Raw genomic sequence first — 16,208 nt, forward strand, 5'->3', positions numbered from 1 at the left:
TCGATATGGGATGAAAGAATATATGCATTTTATACAAAACATATGGCATAATATGTTGACAACTTGACAGCCATGTTATAAGATATAAATATAAGTCGAAGGGGAAAGGAACGAATTACTTATGAAACATATTTTGATTGATGCGGATACAGGAATTGATGATTCTCTGGCAATTCTCTATGCTCTTAGATCTCCTAATTTTTATGTAGAAGGTATTACGACTTGTTTTGGAAATAACTGTGCAGAACAGTCAGCGGATAACTGCCTGAGACTGATTCAGCTGGCGAAATGCGGATATGATGTTCCGGTAGCAGTGGGAGCAAATGAATCATTGGATGGTGTGTTTGGTTCTGCTCCAGCTTATATTCATGGAGATAACGGAATTGGCAACGTAGAGCTTCCAGAAACCACACAGGAACCAATTAATGAGACTGCCTGTGATTTTATTATTCGAAAGGCACAGGAGTTAAAGGGAGAGCTGATCATTATTACCACTGGCCGGATGACGAATTTGGCGATGGCTTTGGAGAAGGATGCTTCTCTTCCGAAGAAGGTAAAAAAAGTAGTTGCTATGGGAGGGTGCTATAAGGTTCCAGGAAATGTAAGCCCGTATGCAGAAGCGAATATTCATGGGGATGCGCGTGCCGCAGATATGGTATTTAAGGCAGGGTTTAATCTGACAGTCGTAGGTTTAGATGTGACGATGAAGACCTTTATCACGCAGGCAGATGTGGATAACCTGTGCGAATACTGTTTAGAGGAGTGCCGTCCGATTGCTGAGTATATCAAAAAAGCACTTCGCTTCTACTTTGAGTTTCATCGCGTAACTATGGGAATGGCGCATGCCAGTGTGGTTCATGATCCTCTTGCAATGCTGATCGCGGAAGACCCTTCATTAGGTGTATATGAAATGGTAAGAGCAGGAGTAGAGTATCAGTCAGAGAAATTTTCTGGCATGATCACCACAGATGATGGCTTTGTTCCAGTTTTGGACAGAGAAGAGATTGCCATTTGCATTCAGGTAGATTCTGTAAAGGCAGTCCGCAGACTGTTTAGTGTATTTCAGAATATGGAGCCAGGACGATATAATAAAAAGAAGAATTAAAAATAAATAATTGAAGGAGTGAGTCATTATGGGTAAGAAAATGATGCACATTGGGTTGGAAAAAGGCCAGATTGGCCGGTATGTATTCCTTCCAGGCAGTCCTGAGCGGACAGAAAAGATTGCCGCTTACTTTGAAAATCCAAAGGAGATTGCCTATAACCGGGAATTTCGTACATTTGTGGGTCAGCTGAATGGTGTTGATGTAGCGGTAACCAGTACCGGAATTGGAGGTCCTTCTGCTGCGATTGCTGTAGAGGAACTGTATCAATGCGGTGCAGATACCATGATGCGTGTGGGAACCTGCGCTTCCGTGTCACCCAAGGTGTCCATTGGAGATATTGTGATTCCCAACGGAGCTGTAAAGATGGAAGGTGTAAGCCATCATTATCTTCCGGTGGAATTTCCGTCTGTGCCGGACTTCCAGATGTTAAAGGCCATTGAGCAGGCAGCCATTAATCTGGGTCTTCCTTATGATGTAGGAGTAACCATTACAAAGGCATCCTTCTATACCCAGACCTCCCCCCAGACAAAGCCTGTAGGACCGGAGCTGATCTATAAATGGGAGGCATATAAGAAGGGAGGAGCATCCTCCACCAGCATGGAATGCGCGCCTCTTTTTGCAGTAGGGGCTTCCCTTGGAATCCGTACCTCCTGTGTCATGGCCAGCGCTACCAATTATGAGAGCGGAAAGGTCAAAGAGGGTTCAGAGAAGGTAAATGTGGAAGACAGAGCGATCCGTACCGCTATCGAGGCTATGAAGATTATTATAAGAGAAGACCAGAAAGGCGAATGATGGATTGCCGGGAGATGCCAAAGCTGGCAGAACTAAATATACCCTATTATGTTCAGATTTATGATATTATTTACCAACTTATTCAGGAAGAAAAACTCAAAGAAGGAGACACCCTTCCTGGTGAGAATATTCTGGCAGATTATTGGAATGTAAGCCGCAGTACAGTGCGGATGGCAGTGCGCAAGTTGGAAGAAGATGGATATATCTATAAGATGCAAGGAAAAAAAACCATGATTACGGGACAGCTTGCCAGGGACAGGGAGGGATTTCAGCATATCGCAAACCCCTGCTTTAAATGCTGCGTTGACCAGATTACAAAAACAGAATATACGTTCCATGTTCAAAACGGAGGACGTTTGGTAGGTGATTTGCTGGGATATCATGGACAGACATTCACGGCGGTTGTGGTGGATATCAGATATTTTGCAGGAGATATTTATGTAGCATCTTCGGTGGCTATTATCCCTATTATGCAGCTGGAAAAAAGAGGGATTGACATTGATAATGAGGAACGGCTGAAGGAATTTGCCGTGAGAGAGCTTTACCAGGAGGCAGAGCGTTCCCAGGTGTCCATGAGCGCTGTGGAATGGGCGGAGATTGCGGTGGATCAACCGGAATGTCCCATTGTAATCATTATGGATGAGGTTTTGTTTCAGAATGAAGAGCCTTTGAGTTATCACAAGTACCGTATGGACAGCAACTGGTACCGTTTTGTACTGGAACGTAAGAAATAGACGCCGGCTTTAAGCAGAATCGGCGCTATGAAGATACATTCATATATCCAAGGAGGACAAAGAAATGAAAAAAAGAATCGTAAGTACCGTACTGGCGGCCGCGATGGCAGCCTCCATGATTTCAGGATGCGGAGCTTCCGGACAGGGAGCCACAGAAGCAGCTAAGACGGAAGAAACCAAGGCAGAGGATGCTGAGGGCAAGGAAGAGGGAAAAGCAGAGGAAAAGGCAGAGGCTTCTTCCGATGATCCGTTAAAGGTAGTTTACCTGTGTAACGGAAATCTGGGCGATAAGGGATTTAACGATTCCGCAGCAAGCGGTATGCAGAAGCTGGCTGACGAGATGGGAGCTGAGGTTAAAACCATCGAGATGGGAAGAGACGAGACCAGCTACGAAGGAAACTACCTGGATGTTTCTGAGCAGGACTGGGATATGATCGTATCTGGAACCTGGTCTGTAAAGGAGCTGGCTCAGGATATCGCAGCTGAATTCCCAGAGAAGAACTACCTGATCTTCGACGTTTCTGTTGACAGAGATGTGGTAACAGAAGGAAATATGATGGGTATTAATTACTACTCCAATCAGGCCGCTTTCCTTTCCGGCACACTTGCGGCCAAGATGCTGGAATCCGGAGATGCGAAGATCGATGCTTCTCAGAAGGTCCTGGGCTTTGTAGGATCTATGGATGCAGCCAATATCAACGATTTCCTGGTAGGCTATCTGGAGGGTGTTAAGTATGTAGACCCTGAAATTAAGGTAGTTACCTCTTATGTTGGTTCCTTTGAGGACGTTTCCAAGTGTATGGAGATGACCACACAGCTGTACAACCAGGGCGCTCAGATTGTATATGCACCTGCTTCCCAGTCTATTTTAGGAGCGGTAACAGCTGCACAGAAGTCTGACAAGTACCTCATTGCCTGCGACCAGGATCTGTATGGCGAGTTAAAGGAGTCTGACCCTGAGCTGGCAGCCAATGTGCTTTCTTCCAGCTTAAAGAATGTAGGCGAGTCTATTTACACCTCTATCAAAGACTGGAAAGAGGGAACCAAGACACTGGATCAGGATTATATCCTGGGACTGGACAGTGGAGCAGTTGGGCTGGCTAAGAATGACAACTACAAGGCCATTGTTCCGGAAGAGATTCAGAAATTCATAGAAGAGACAGAGCAGAAGATCATCGGTGGCGAAATCACAGTGGGAACTGCCTTTGATATGACAACAGAGGAAGTGGCAGCCCTGCGTGACGAAATGAAGCCTTGATGCAGAGACGAAGCGCACAGTTAAAGTGACTAGAAGGAGGCTGCCAAGCTTTTGTATGAAAACGAAGATAAAGAGGTATGATCATGGCAGAAGAAGCATTGCGGATGTCGCATATTGTGAAAGTATACCCCAATGGCGTTATGGCTAATAAGGATGTGACCCTGTCTGTAGAACGGGGGGAGATCCATGCTCTTTCCGGAGAAAACGGAGCGGGAAAATCGACTCTGATGAAGATTCTTTTCGGAGAGGAGCAGCCTACCTCCGGAGAGATCTATGTAAACGGAAAACAGGTTCATATGACATCTCCGCAGATGGCAATTAAGCTGGGGATCGGAATGGTTCACCAGCACTTTATGCTGGTGCCCTCTCTGACAGTGGCAGAAAATATCATTTTAGGAATGGAACCGAAAAAAGGTATTATGACGGATCTGAATTTCGCAAGGAAACAGGTAGAGGAGATGGGAAAGAAGTACAATCTCTTTGTAGAGCCTGATAGGCGTGTGGAGGATCTGACCGTAGGCCAGAAGCAGAAGGTGGAGATTTTAAAGGCATTGTTCCGCGGGGCAAAAATCCTGATTCTGGATGAGCCTACAGCGGTGCTGACACCCCAGGAGACACAGGAACTCTTTGACGAGCTTCTTCACCTGAAGGATAATGGGTATACGATTATCTTTATTTCCCACAAGCTGCAGGAGATCAAGCAGATCTGCAGCCGCATTACCATCATCCGAAGGGGTGAGACAATGGGCGTCCATGATGTGTCCCAGGTTTCCGAGCAGGATATCTCGCGCCTTATGGTAGGAAGAGACGTGGTGCTGAATGTGGAAAAGAAAGAGGCTCATCCCGGTGCGCCTCTGGTGAAAATCAGGGATCTGGTAGTGATCAATGAAAATGGGAAACGGGCGGTAGGCCATGTTTCCTTTACCCTGAGAAAGGGCGAGATTCTGGGAATCGCTGGAGTGGAGGGAAATGGCCAGAATGAGCTGGTATCTGCTCTCACCGGAATGGGCTCCTACAGCGGCGGCACCATTGAAGTAAATGGCCAGGACATCAAGGGATTTTCCGTTGAAAAGATCCGAAAGCTAAAGCTGGCCCATATTCCTGCAGACCGTATGACCATGGGAATGGCCCCCAGGCTTTCCATTACAGAAAACATGATTGCAGATAAGCTGGGCTGGAAGCGCTTCTTTAAACATGGGGTACGCAATCCAAAGGCTGTAAAGGAATACGGAGATGAAATGGTAAAGGAATACCTGATTTTCTGCAAATCCCAGGAGGTTTCCATCAACAGTCTGTCAGGAGGAAACATCCAGAAGGCGGTTCTTGCAAGAGAACTTTCCGGTTCTCCTGAAATTATTGTTGCAGACCAGCCTACCCGAGGCGTAGACGTAGGTGCAACGGAATTTATCCGCCAGCGTTTGGTGCAGATGAGAGATGAGGGAAAGGGAGTTATCGTTATAAGCTCTGATCTTAACGAGGTTCTGGGTCTTTCTGACAGCCTGATCGTTATGTACGAAGGAAAGATTGCCGCATATATCAAGGATGTATCCAAGATGACAGAGGAGCAGTTAGGCGTCTATATGCTGGGTATCCATCTTCAGTCCGAGGAGGAGATTAAGGAGGCACGGCATGAACAGTAATAAACGGATTAACTTATTAGTGGATATGGTAAAATTGGGCCTGATCATTCTCATTGCCTGCGCCATGGTATCGGTGATTGTGTTCATGGTCAGCGATGATCCTATGACAGCTATCACAAGCTTTTTTATTGGGCCATTTACCTCCCTGCGAAGGATTGGAAATATCATTGAGGCAGCAGCACCCCTTATGTTTACGGCGCTTGCGGTCATCATTATTTTCGGTTCCGGACAGTTTTCCATGATTGCAGAAGGCTCATTCTTTATCGGAACCACAGGTGCTATGGTGGTTGCTATTGCATGTAAGCTTCCGGCAGGTATCCACTCCGCAGCGGCTATCCTGTTTGGCGGACTCTGCGGAGCGGCAGTCGCCATGGTTCCGGCTTTCCTGAAAATGAAATGGAACGTGAGTGAGCTGGTAACGTCCATTATGTTTAACTATGTAGTTCAGTTTTTTGCCATTTACATGGTCAGCTACCATTTCCGTGAGGTCAGCAGCTCCAGTCTGGCTTCCCTGGAATTTGCAGATACCTCCCGCCTTCCGGTGGTACTGGAGGGAACCAGAATTCATGCAGGTATTGTACTGGGTATTGTGATCTGCGTTCTGGTATGGTTCTTCCTATACCGTACCTCTTACGGTACAAAACTCAGAATTACCGGAGACAATGCGCTGTTTGCAAAGTATACGGGCCTTAAGGTGACAGGAATCATGGTAGCAGCCCAGGTTCTGGCCGGAGCAATTGCCGGTATGGGCGGTGCCGCAGAACTTCTGGGAATGTACAACCGGTTTAAATGGACCACAAGCCCGGGCTACGGCTGGACCGGTATCGTAGTGGCTCTGCTGGCAAGAAGCAATCCTCTTTTAGTTCCGCTGGCAGCGGCATTTATCGGCTACCTGAATGTAGGCGCAGATATTATGGCCCGTAGCAGTGATGTGGGACGGGAGGTAGTTGATATTATCCAGGCTGTTATGATGTTCTTTATTGCGGCAGATGCCCTGTTAAAAGGATGGAGACAGCGTATGATCGTAAAGGCAGCACAGGCAGAGGAAAAGGAGGCGGCACAGGCATGAATTTGATCGAATTGATTTTCAGCACAGATTTTCTGTATATGTGGATCAGAGTTGCAACTCCGATTCTGCTGGCTTCCCTGGGAGCCGTGATCTGTACCAAGGCAGGAGTAGTAAATTTGGGTCTGGAGGGCATCATGCTGATTTCTGCCTTGGCGGGAGTGCTGGGAAGCGCTTTTGGAGGAAGTCTTTGGATTGGACTTTTAACGGGGCTTTTGGCGTCCGTAGCTGTAAGTGCTGTATTTGCCTATTTCCATCTGGTATTAAAGGCTAATAACGTGCTCTGCGGTACTGCGGTTAATACCATGGCTTCCGGCCTTACGGTGTTTGTACTGCAGCTGGCTACCGGAGAAAAGGGAAATTCCTCTTCACTGAAAAGCTTCTCCTTCCCAAATGTGGATATCCCCATTATTAAGGATATCCCGGTTTTAGGAGGTATTTTATCAGGGCATAATGCCCTTACCTATCTGGCTCTTGCTATGGTGGTGGTTATCTGGTTTTTCCTGTATAAGACGCCAACCGGACTTCGCATGAGGGCTGTGGGAGAGAATCCAAACGCGGCATCCAGCGTGGGACAGAATGTAATAAAGATTCAGTTCCTGGCTATTGTATTATGCGGCCTTATGACAGGCCTTGGAGGAATGTATCTCTCCATGGGCTATCTGACCATGTTTGTGCGCGACATGACAGCAGGACGCGGCTTTATCGCCCTGGCAGCCTGCTCCATGGGCCAGGCTACTCCCGTGGGAGCGCTGATTTCATCCATGATTTTCGCCTTTTTTGACGGCCTGTCCAATATTCTTCAGGTACTTAAGATTCCGTCTGAGTTTATTCAGATGCTGCCATATCTGGCAACGATTGCCGGCCTGACCGTATACTCTATTCAGAAGTCCGCGGCAGCCAGCAGGAAAATAAAAAAATTAGAGGAGGCAAAAGGCTGATGGCACTTGATAAGGAAAGCAAGACAGCAGGTAAAAAGCAGTATCATATTCATTTAAAACCGGGTGATGTTGGAAAATACGTACTCCTTCCGGGTGATCCGGCCCGTTCTGACAGAGTGGCAAAATATCTGGATCAGGCAGAGCTGGTGGCAAACAACAGAGAACACAGAACATTTACCGGCTATTACAAGGGGGTAAAGATTTCCGTTACTTCTACCGGTATGGGCTGTCCTTCTGCAACTATTGCGGCAGAGGAACTGATGAACATCGGAGCAGAGTGTCTGATCCGGATCGGAAGCAGCGCTGCCCTTCAGGATGGGATTAAGATCGGTGATCTGATGATTTCTACCGGATCCATGAAAAATGAGGGAACCAGCCGGTTCTATGTGCCGGACTGCTTCCCGGCAGTGCCTGATTTTGATCTGACAAGGGCGATTATTGATACGGCAAAGGAGATGGAGCCGGACCTTTCCGGAAAAGTATATTACGGCATCAATGCTTCCGATGACGCATTTTATGGGGAGACACAGGAATGGATCGAAAAGCTGTCCGCTCTGGGCTGTCTGAATGTGGAGATGGAGAGCTCTGCCCTCTATACCGTATGCCACAGACGCAAAAAGAGAGCTGCCATGATCAGCGCCGTATCCGGCAACCTGATTACTGGGGAAGTGATCTATGAGACTGCGAATGAGGCACTGGCGGTTGGATGGGATGAAGAAATTAAGATCGTTTTAGAGGCCATTTACCGTTTTGAGAAGGAAATGGAAGCAAAGAAACAGGGAAGGAACTAGAAATGGCAGAAGAAAGAACCATGCATGTAGACGTTACATCAGAGATGATCGGAAAATATGTATTTTTGCCGGGCAGTGTTGAAAGAGCGTCCCTGATTGCAAAGCATTTTGATAATCCTGTAAAGGTTGCCCACAAGAGAGAGTATTTAAGCTATACGGGAACTCTGGACGGAGTGCCTGTTACTGTGACCAGCACAGGAATCGGCGGCCCCTCTACCTGTATCGCCATTGAGGAGCTTCATTCCTGTGGCGCTCACACCATGATGCGGATCGGTTCAGCGGCTTCCACCTCTCCAAAGGTAAAAATCGGAGATGTAGTGATTCCCAACGGCGCTGTGCGTATGGAGGGAACGGGAGACCACTACCTTCCCTTTGAATTCCCGGCTGTTCCCGATTTCCAGATGTTAAAGGCTCTGGAGCAGGCAGCGAAGAAGCTGGGCTATCCATATAATGTGGGAGTGACCATTACAAAGGATTCCTATTACACAGAGGCAGAGCCTGAGACAAAGCCGGTTTATCATGAATTAAAGGCAAAATGGGATTCCTATCTGGCAGGAGGCGCTACCAATACCAGTATGGAGTGTTCCGTGATTTTCCTCATCGGGGCTTCTCTGGGAATTAGAACCTCCAGTGTTATGATCAGCGCTACCAATTTTGGCGAGTATTCCAATGATGCGGAAGATTACCCCTCCGGCTGGGAGGAGAGAGCCATCGAGGTAGGTATTGAAGCAATGAGAGATATTATCCGTCAGGATAAGAAGAAGGGGCTTATATAGAAAATACAGGATTTATGTGTAGAGAAGAGGCAGAAATGGAAATAAAAGAAATTATGAGCCATGTGGATCATACACTTCTGACTCAGACTGCCACCTGGGAGGAGATCTGCCAGATCTGCGATGATGCGATTGCTTATCAAACGGCGTCAGTCTGTATTCCTCCAAGCTTTGTAAAAAAGGCAAAGGAATATATGGGAGATAAGATGGCTGTTTGTACAGTGATTGGCTTTCCAAACGGCTATATGACCACAGAGACAAAGGAATTTGAAACTAGAAATGCGCTTGAAAATGGGGCAGACGAGATTGATATGGTGATCAATATCGGATGGGTCAAGGATAGTCTTTACGATCAGGTCGAGGATGAAATCCGTAGATTGAAGGCAGTGTGCGGGGATAAAATCTTAAAGGTGATTATTGAAACCTGTCTGCTGACAGAGGAAGAAAAGATCCGTATGTGCCAGGTAGTTACAGCCTCCGGCGCTGATTATATCAAGACCTCTACGGGCTTTTCAAAGGCAGGAGCTACCTTTGAGGACATTGCACTTTTTGCTGCCCATGTGGGAGAGCATGTAAAGATCAAGGCAGCAGGAGGTATCTCTACTCTGGCTGACGCAGAGCATTTTCTGGAGCTGGGGGCAGACCGCCTTGGCACCAGCCGTATGGTAAAGCTGGTAAAAAACGAAGAAGCTTCCGGCTATTGATGCAGGGGCAGAATTCGATTGCTGAAGTATAGTTGAATTTTATTATAAATAAGCGAAAGGATCGCTCAATGATCAGTTATTGAGCGGTCCTTCCTTTTTCTGTATAATATTTACATCCATCTGATTATAAGGAATTTCAATGCCGGCAGCGTCAAATTCCAGTTTTGTCCGTTCAATGATCCGCCAGCGGGCGCTCCAGTAATCCTCTGTGGCGGTCCAGCCGCGGGAACCGAGAACCACAGAGCTTTCAGCCAGCTCATCTACATAGACAGTGATAGGTTCATCCTGAAGGATCTGGGGATCTTCTTTGTAAATACGTTCCAGAATGGCCTTTGCCTGTTTTAAGTCGGAGGAATAGCTGATGCCGATGGTTAGATCGATCCGCCGTTTTTCCTGGGCCGTTACATTGGTAATCACAGCATTTGACAGGGTGCCGTTGGGGATGGTGATGCGCCGGTTGTCAATGGTGAGCAGAGTGGTGTATACAAGGCCGATATTAAGAACCTTTCCTTCCACGCCTTCTGATACAATATAGTCATGAATGCCAAAGGGCCGCATGACAAGAATCAGGATGCCTCCGGCGAAGTTTCCCAGACTTTCCTGCAAAGAAAGGCCGATTGCCAGAGTGGCGGAGCCTAAGAGCGCGATAATGGAGGTGGAAGGGATTCCTATTTTTTCCAGAGCCATAAAGATCACAATGGCGTAGGTGATGGCATTTGCAAGGGAAATCAGGAACTTGCTCAGGCTGAGATCTATCCCCATGCGGTCAAAGGTGCGCTTTAAAAAACGGCGCAGATAGAATGCAATCCGGTTGCCGATGATGATAATGATGGCAGCATAAAGCAGCCGATAGCTGAAGGCCAAAAGTCCTGGAGTCCATGAGCGTATGGTTTCTAAAATTGCGTTGGGTCTTAACTGCTGAAGGTCTTCGTGAACCTCCTGCACAATGGCCTGGGTTTCTTCTATAGAAGGGATTGAGGGTGTTTGCATGGTAAAATGTATCATTTGGCAGTCTCCTGTTGTCTGATAGTGTAAAAATCATTATAGCATAAAATTATCTATGTGATATAATATTTTCACCAAATAAGAATATTTAAAGAAGGAGTAGGATTATGAATACACGCTTTTACAATATCCGTCTTCTGACAATGGATGGAACTATGGATGTGGTGCCAGGAGAGGTTTGGGTGGAAGGAAACAGGATTTCCTATGCAGGCCCGTCCGCTTTTATGGGAGATGCCAATACGGATGCTATCACCCCTCCTGTCTGGGATCGTGAAATCGATGGAAATGGCAATCTTCTCATGCCGGGCTTTAAAAATGCCCATACTCATTCCGCTATGACGTTTCTGCGTTCCTATGCAGATGACCTGCCGCTTATGGACTGGCTCCATACTCAGGTATTTCCTATGGAAGCAAAGCTGCAGCCGGGAGATGCATTCTGGCTGTCCAGACTGGCTGTAATGGAGTATCTGACCAGCGGCATGACGGCAGCTTTTGATATGTATCCCTGGCCGGAGGAAATGGCAAGAGCCTGTGTGGAAAGTGGTTTCAGAACCGTTTTAGTAAGCGGGCTGAATGATTTTGTGTCATCTCCTGAGGGGCTGGAGGAGGATTATCTGAAATTCAATTCCTATGATCCGTTGGTAAGCTATCAGCTGGGCTTTCATGCAGAGTATACCACCAGCCGGAAGATTCTGGAGGCGGTAGCAGATCTGGCTCACAAGTATAAGGCTCCTGTGTTTACCCACAATTCAGAGACAAAGGGTGAAACAGAAGGATGTCTGGAGCGCTATGGGATGACGCCGACTGCATTTTTAGATTCTCTGGGAATGTTTGAATACGGCGGAGGCGGTTATCACTGTGTCCACATCACAGACGAGGATATGGATATCTTTAAAAAGCATGACATGACCATTGTTACCAATCCCGGTTCCAATGTGAAGCTGGCAAGCGGAATCCCCAGGCTGAACCGGATGCTTGAAAAGGGAGTTCGTCTTGCGATCGGAACAGACGGACCTGCCAGCAATAACTGTCTGGATATGTTCCGTGAAATGTTTCTGGTTACAGGCCTTACAAAGCTTCGCGAAAATGATGCTTCCGCCATGCCTGCGGAGGAAGTGCTCAAGATGGCCTGTGTGGGCGGCGCTTATGCCATGGGGCTTACAGACTGCGACTGCATCCGAAAAGGAAAACTGGCGGATCTGGTTTTGATCGATCTGCACCAGCCTAATATGCAGCCTGTCAATAATATCGTAAAAAATTTGGTTTACAGCGGCAGCAAGCAGAATGTAAAGCTGGTTATGATTGACGGAACAGTCCGGTACGAGGACGGAACCTTCTTTATAGGAGAAGATCCTGAAGAGGTATACCGCAGGGCCAATGCCATCATAGAGCGAATGAGACAGGAGGCGTAGAAGCCGGGAAAAATTATTCTGTCGAAAAATAAAAAAAGTAGTTGACAACTCTCTCAGCCTGAGCTATAATACTCGTTGTGTTCAGGAAAATGCGCCTCTAGCTCAGCTGGTAGAGCAGTAGACTCTTAATCTATTTGTCCAGGGTTCGAGTCCCTGGAGGCGCACTAAAAGGTCTGATTTTGCAGATAATGGAAGCTGCGGGGTCGGACTTTTTTTGTGTCTGAAAACAAGTGTGAACAGGCTGTAGGATTATTTTTTCTTTTTGCAGTTTAATGCTGTTTCCACTTCCTTAAAGCATTTGCTCAGGTGAAGGAAACGCCGATCCAGATCCCGCCGGTCGCAGGTGGCGCGCTGGAGTTTTTTTACAAAACATGGAGGAAGAAGCATAAAAGTCATAAACCTTCTTTCTATAAATTATATTGATACCCCGGTATCCGGATTTATCTGTAGGAAGATCCGGCGCCGGGGCTTTTTGGAGTCTGCTTTATTCTTTATCATATGCCGGGATTTCCCTGGCTGCTACCAGCTTGCAGATGGGATTTCCCATAGAGGAAAATTTTTCCTCATATTCTGTCATTACATTTCCCTCATTCATGGGACTGTGGTGGAGATCGAAGGTATGGGCCTTGATCTGCCAGCCAGCCTGGGGGATAGCTTCCAGGGAATAATCGAAAAGTCCCCGGTTGTCTGTTTTAAACTCGATCACGCCGTCGCGGGCAAGAATCTGGTCATAGACAGCCATGAAATCGGGAGAGGTAAGGCGGCGTCTGGCGTGACGATCCTTAGGCCACGGATCTGAGAAATTTAGATAGATGCGGTTTACTTCGCCGGGAGCGAAATAGTCAGCCATGGCCTTTGCGTCAATGCAGAGGAAATAAATGTTATCCAGTTCCAGTCCGGCTCTTTTCTGCAGGCCTCTCAGAAGTACGCTGGAATACCGTTCGATTCCAATGTAGTTGATATGGGGATTTTTCTGAGCCAGCTCCATGATAAAGCGCCCTTTTCCCATTCCTACCTCTATTTCGATGGGATGGTCATTTCCGAATACCTGGTTCCAGCTTCCTTTGTGGAGGGCCGGTTCCTGGATCACATAGGGACTTGAGGCGATGGTTTCCTCTGCCCCGGGAATATGTCTTAAACGCATAGATGTATGTCCTCGTCTTTCTTTGCGGTCAAACCGCAGGGAAGTGTAGTTGTTTTATCCGCAGACTGCGGTTTTTGTAAGGATGATCGGACTTATTTTAACATTCAAATGGGGGAAATGCAACTGTGAAACGCAGGCGGAAGCCTGTCAAAAACGAGAAAAACGGTTTCAAGGTATATTTTTAGGATATGATCATATAGTTCCTTCATAAAATCCTTCCAATTCCTAGTGCAATTTCAATATAAATAAGGTATAATATGAACACAGAGAGTTTCTGTAGAAATCTGCTGATACAAAGGAGGAAGGGATATGTCAAACCTGGAGCATACCACCAGCTGGCAGCAGATCCAGCAGGGGGTCAAAGAGGCAGAACGTTTGATTGTGAATAAAAATTATAATCTGGTGATGGTAAAAGCAAGACAGACATTAGAGTGCATGGTTCGCTGTATGGCGGAGAAGGCCTGTCTGGTGGAGGGCGATCTGTCAGATACCATTGACCAGCTGTATGAAGGCGGCTGGATCAATAAGACGACAAAAGATAATTACCATACCATCCGCATTCTTGGGAATAAGGCGGTGCATGAAAATGACAATACAGCGTATAATGCCAATCAGGCATACCAGCTTTTAACCCAGGAGGTTCATGCTTTTTCTCATGATGGCGGCGCTTCCGGAGGGGGACGGACCCAGAGAATATCTTCCGGAGGAGGCCGGGAACGTACTGGACAGAGGCCTGCATCTGCTGGAAACCGTGCGGGAGGCAGCCGGCCTGTCCAGGGGCAGAGAAGCCAGACCGGACGTTCCGGTTACAGCTCCGGACAGCGAAATCCAAATGTCAGACGGAGAAAACGCAGGGGAGTATCACCGCTGTTTTATCTGTGGCGTCTTCTGATTCCGCTCCTGGTGGTGATCCTTCTGATCGTAGTGATCCAGATGATCCGTCCCGGAAAGGATGAGGTTAAAGATACGGCAGCTCCCACTGAAAGCTCACAGACGGTTGAGAGTATGCCGGAAACAGAGCCGGAGACAGAACCGGAGACGCAGCCGGAGGCTGAACGTTATGTAGTGACAGGCAACAGCGTAAATGTTCGTACAGAGCCGTCCACCAGCAGCCGTATTCTGGTACAGCTTTCTCAGGGCACAGAGGTGGATTATGTAAAGCGTTATAATAATGACTGGACTGTGATTAACTATGACGGACAGGAGGCTTATGTTTCCAGCCAGTACATTGAGAAAAAGGCTTCGGAGAGTGAGCCTTCTTCCGAAGAGGATGCAGAAAGCGCCAGTGGAACAGACGCAGCAGAAGTTCAGGCTCAGTAGCAGAAAATTTCCAGATATTTGAAATTAAAGGAGATATGTCATTCATGGAAAAGGGAGGGCATATCTTTTTTATTGTATTGTTCTGAAAAAAAATTTGTTAAAAATTTATTTATTCTACAAAATGCCACTGGTAATTTCAGAAAAAAAGAGTATTATAAGGGAATATAAAAAGGAGGCGTAAAAATGGACAAAATAATTGACCGGTTATCTGACATTGAGAAAGCCGCCGGATCTTTAATGGACGATGCAGGAGTCCGAAAGAAGGCTCTTGCAAAGGAAATGGAAGAGAAAACGGCGGCTTTTGACAGAGAACTGGAGCAAAAAACAGCTGCGCGCATTTCATGCATCCAGAAGCAGATGGAGCAGGAGATGCAGGAGGAACTGGATAAGCAGGCCGCTGATGCCAGGGGCATGATCGCCCGTTTGGAGGAAACTTATGAGAAACAGCATAAATTGTATGCAGAGAGCCTCTTTCGGAGCATGATAAAGGAGTGAGCCTATGGGAAGCTTGATTCATTACAGCGGCATTTCTACCAAGATAAGGGCTATGGAACGGTGGCGTATTAAGCCGGAACAGTTTGAACAGATGGCCGCTTTGGAAAGCGTTCCTGAGGCAGTCCGTTTTCTTCGCTCCCTGCCGCCGTATGAGAAGATTTTTTCCGGTGTTGAGGATAAAGAACTCCACAGGGGGAGGATTGAACAGCTTTTGAACCTGGCCCAGTACGAGGACTTTGCAAGTCTGTATCAGTTTGCCAATATGAAACAGAGGCGGTTTTTAGACCTGTATTTCATGCATTATGAAATAGGGATCGTAAAGACCTGCCTGAGAAACGGAGCCGGACGCCGTGAGGCCGCTCAGGATCTGTCGGGTTTTAAGGAGTTTTTTGACCGCCATTCTTCTGTGGATCTGGCCCAGCTTTCTCAGTGCCGTTCTATTGATGAGGTGATTTCGGGTCTGAAGGGTACGATTTACTACAGTCCGCTGGAAAGCCTGCGGCAGAAGGGACAGGCAGTTCTTCCGGCGTGTGAGACAGCGGTGGATATGCTGTATTTTAAAACGGTGTGGAAAATAAAGGAAAAATATCTTTCTGGACAGGAAAAAAAGGATCTGACCCAGTGCTTCGGTACCCGGATGGATATGCTGAACCTGCAGTGGATCTGCCGGGCAAAGAAGTATTACCATCTGCCTGAGGGCGAAATTTATGCAATGATCATTCCGATCAGCCTTCATCTGAAAAAAACAGAGATCCGGGCTATGGCCCAGGCAGAAGATGTGGAGCAGGTTTACGCGCTGATCCGAAACAGCTGGTACGGACGGCTGGATCTGGGAAACCTGGAAAAAGGACAGAGCCTGGAAGAACCCTGCAGGGAAGTGATAGACCGTATTTATGAGCTTACCAGCAGGAAGGAGCCTTATTCTGCGTCTGTACTCAATTCATACCTGTATTTTAAAGAGAGGGAGATTGAGAAAATCATTACTACCATTGAGCGGATCCGCTACGGAGTGGCGGCCGGCATATAA

The 16,208-nt window shown here is 47.1% G+C and carries 16 protein-coding genes and 1 tRNA gene; 15 read left to right on the top strand and 2 right to left on the bottom strand.

Annotated features, from left to right (window positions below; translation table 11 throughout):
• Positions 1-121: 121 nt before the first annotated feature.
• The 10 genes from WKT10_RS13005 (at position 122) to deoC (ending at position 9,805) form a co-directional block, all read left to right on the top strand.
• On the top strand, positions 122-1,105 hold the full coding sequence (locus tag WKT10_RS13005; RefSeq protein ID WP_066545200.1) for a nucleoside hydrolase: 984 nt from the start codon (positions 122-124) through the stop codon (positions 1,103-1,105).
• Between the two features lie 28 nt (positions 1,106-1,133).
• On the top strand, positions 1,134-1,898 hold the full coding sequence (locus WKT10_RS13010; protein ID WP_066545198.1) for a nucleoside phosphorylase: 765 nt from the start codon (positions 1,134-1,136) through the stop codon (positions 1,896-1,898).
• Positions 1,895-2,632: a GntR family transcriptional regulator gene (locus WKT10_RS13015; protein WP_066545196.1), complete on the top strand. Its 738-nt coding sequence runs from the start codon at positions 1,895-1,897 to the stop codon at positions 2,630-2,632. The genes WKT10_RS13010 and WKT10_RS13015 overlap by 4 nt, the downstream gene beginning before the upstream one ends.
• A 64-nt stretch (positions 2,633-2,696) precedes the next feature.
• Positions 2,697-3,890 carry a BMP family ABC transporter substrate-binding protein gene (locus tag WKT10_RS13020; protein ID WP_066545194.1) on the top strand — a complete coding sequence of 398 codons (1,194 nt, stop codon included), beginning with the start codon at positions 2,697-2,699 and terminating at the stop codon, positions 3,888-3,890.
• A gap of 83 nt (positions 3,891-3,973) precedes the next feature.
• Positions 3,974-5,530 (top strand): ABC transporter ATP-binding protein, encoded by a 1,557-nt coding sequence (locus tag WKT10_RS13025; RefSeq protein WP_340277671.1) that lies wholly within the window; start codon positions 3,974-3,976, stop codon positions 5,528-5,530.
• Positions 5,520-6,599, top strand: coding sequence for an ABC transporter permease (locus WKT10_RS13030; RefSeq protein WP_066545190.1), 1,080 nt, complete (start codon positions 5,520-5,522; stop codon positions 6,597-6,599). The genes WKT10_RS13025 and WKT10_RS13030 overlap by 11 nt, the downstream gene beginning before the upstream one ends.
• Positions 6,596-7,537: an ABC transporter permease gene (locus tag WKT10_RS13035; RefSeq protein ID WP_066545188.1), complete on the top strand. Its 942-nt coding sequence runs from the start codon at positions 6,596-6,598 to the stop codon at positions 7,535-7,537. The genes WKT10_RS13030 and WKT10_RS13035 overlap by 4 nt, the downstream gene beginning before the upstream one ends.
• Complete coding sequence (locus tag WKT10_RS13040) at positions 7,537-8,328, top strand: nucleoside phosphorylase (RefSeq protein ID WP_178275167.1); 792 nt, start codon at positions 7,537-7,539, stop codon at positions 8,326-8,328. The genes WKT10_RS13035 and WKT10_RS13040 overlap by 1 nt, the downstream gene beginning before the upstream one ends.
• Positions 8,329-8,330: 2 nt before the next feature.
• Positions 8,331-9,104 carry a nucleoside phosphorylase gene (locus WKT10_RS13045; protein WP_066545185.1) on the top strand — a complete coding sequence of 258 codons (774 nt, stop codon included), beginning with the start codon at positions 8,331-8,333 and terminating at the stop codon, positions 9,102-9,104.
• A gap of 35 nt (positions 9,105-9,139) precedes the next feature.
• Complete coding sequence (deoC, locus tag WKT10_RS13050) at positions 9,140-9,805, top strand: deoxyribose-phosphate aldolase (RefSeq protein WP_340277675.1); 666 nt, start codon at positions 9,140-9,142, stop codon at positions 9,803-9,805.
• Between the two features lie 72 nt (positions 9,806-9,877).
• Here the strand turns inward: deoC and WKT10_RS13055 are convergent, their stop codons facing one another.
• Complete coding sequence (locus WKT10_RS13055; RefSeq protein ID WP_178275165.1) at positions 9,878-10,810, bottom strand: mechanosensitive ion channel domain-containing protein; 933 nt, start codon at positions 10,808-10,810, stop codon at positions 9,878-9,880.
• A gap of 107 nt (positions 10,811-10,917) precedes the next feature.
• Between WKT10_RS13055 and WKT10_RS13060 the strand changes: the two genes are divergently transcribed.
• Positions 10,918-12,222 carry an amidohydrolase family protein gene (locus WKT10_RS13060; protein ID WP_178275164.1) on the top strand — a complete coding sequence of 435 codons (1,305 nt, stop codon included), beginning with the start codon at positions 10,918-10,920 and terminating at the stop codon, positions 12,220-12,222.
• A 91-nt stretch (positions 12,223-12,313) separates the two neighbouring features.
• Positions 12,314-12,386 (top strand) — tRNA-Lys (locus WKT10_RS13065).
• A gap of 320 nt (positions 12,387-12,706) precedes the next feature.
• Here the strand turns inward: WKT10_RS13065 and trmB are convergent.
• The gene (gene trmB, locus WKT10_RS13070) at positions 12,707-13,366 is read right to left on the bottom strand and encodes a tRNA (guanosine(46)-N7)-methyltransferase TrmB (protein WP_066545159.1); all 660 of its coding nucleotides are present in this window, start codon (positions 13,364-13,366) and stop codon (positions 12,707-12,709) included.
• Positions 13,367-13,675: 309 nt separating this feature from the next.
• On the opposite strand from trmB, the gene WKT10_RS13075 reads away from it, so the two are divergent.
• The 3 genes from WKT10_RS13075 to WKT10_RS13085 all read left to right on the top strand — a co-directional run bounded on the left by WKT10_RS13075 (position 13,676) and on the right by WKT10_RS13085 (position 16,208).
• Entirely contained in the window at positions 13,676-14,686 is a 1,011-nt protein-coding gene (locus WKT10_RS13075) for an SH3 domain-containing protein (protein WP_340277678.1), read from the top strand.
• A 183-nt stretch (positions 14,687-14,869) separates the two neighbouring features.
• Positions 14,870-15,181, top strand: coding sequence for an ATPase (locus tag WKT10_RS13080; RefSeq protein ID WP_066545157.1), 312 nt, complete (start codon positions 14,870-14,872; stop codon positions 15,179-15,181).
• Positions 15,182-15,185: 4 nt separating this feature from the next.
• A complete protein-coding gene (locus WKT10_RS13085) occupies positions 15,186-16,208 on the top strand; it encodes a V0D/AC39 family V-type ATPase subunit (RefSeq protein ID WP_066545151.1) in 1,023 nt (340 codons plus the stop codon).

Origin of the sequence: Enterocloster sp. HCN-30185 (genome assembly GCF_037890305.1) — a bacterium.
Lineage (GTDB): Bacteria > Bacillota > Clostridia > Lachnospirales > Lachnospiraceae > Enterocloster.

Bases quoted from the DNA above. Each gene is read 5' to 3' on its own strand.
- WKT10_RS13005 (WP_066545200.1), top strand. From the start codon at position 122: ATGAAACATATTTTGATTGATGCGGATACAGGAATTGATGATTCTCTG.
- WKT10_RS13010 (WP_066545198.1), top strand. From the start codon at position 1,134: ATGGGTAAGAAAATGATGCACATTGGGTTGGAAAAAGGCCAGATTGGC.
- WKT10_RS13015 (WP_066545196.1), top strand. From the start codon at position 1,895: ATGATGGATTGCCGGGAGATGCCAAAGCTGGCAGAACTAAATATACCC.
- WKT10_RS13020 (WP_066545194.1), top strand. From the start codon at position 2,697: ATGAAAAAAAGAATCGTAAGTACCGTACTGGCGGCCGCGATGGCAGCC.
- WKT10_RS13025 (WP_340277671.1), top strand. From the start codon at position 3,974: ATGGCAGAAGAAGCATTGCGGATGTCGCATATTGTGAAAGTATACCCC.
- WKT10_RS13030 (WP_066545190.1), top strand. From the start codon at position 5,520: ATGAACAGTAATAAACGGATTAACTTATTAGTGGATATGGTAAAATTG.
- WKT10_RS13035 (WP_066545188.1), top strand. From the start codon at position 6,596: ATGAATTTGATCGAATTGATTTTCAGCACAGATTTTCTGTATATGTGG.
- WKT10_RS13040 (WP_178275167.1), top strand. From the start codon at position 7,537: ATGGCACTTGATAAGGAAAGCAAGACAGCAGGTAAAAAGCAGTATCAT.
- WKT10_RS13045 (WP_066545185.1), top strand. From the start codon at position 8,331: ATGGCAGAAGAAAGAACCATGCATGTAGACGTTACATCAGAGATGATC.
- deoC (WP_340277675.1), top strand. From the start codon at position 9,140: ATGGAAATAAAAGAAATTATGAGCCATGTGGATCATACACTTCTGACT.
- WKT10_RS13055 (WP_178275165.1), bottom strand. From the start codon at position 10,810: ATGATACATTTTACCATGCAAACACCCTCAATCCCTTCTATAGAAGAA.
- WKT10_RS13060 (WP_178275164.1), top strand. From the start codon at position 10,918: ATGAATACACGCTTTTACAATATCCGTCTTCTGACAATGGATGGAACT.
- trmB (WP_066545159.1), bottom strand. From the start codon at position 13,366: ATGCGTTTAAGACATATTCCCGGGGCAGAGGAAACCATCGCCTCAAGT.
- WKT10_RS13075 (WP_340277678.1), top strand. From the start codon at position 13,676: ATGTCAAACCTGGAGCATACCACCAGCTGGCAGCAGATCCAGCAGGGG.
- WKT10_RS13080 (WP_066545157.1), top strand. From the start codon at position 14,870: ATGGACAAAATAATTGACCGGTTATCTGACATTGAGAAAGCCGCCGGA.
- WKT10_RS13085 (WP_066545151.1), top strand. From the start codon at position 15,186: ATGGGAAGCTTGATTCATTACAGCGGCATTTCTACCAAGATAAGGGCT.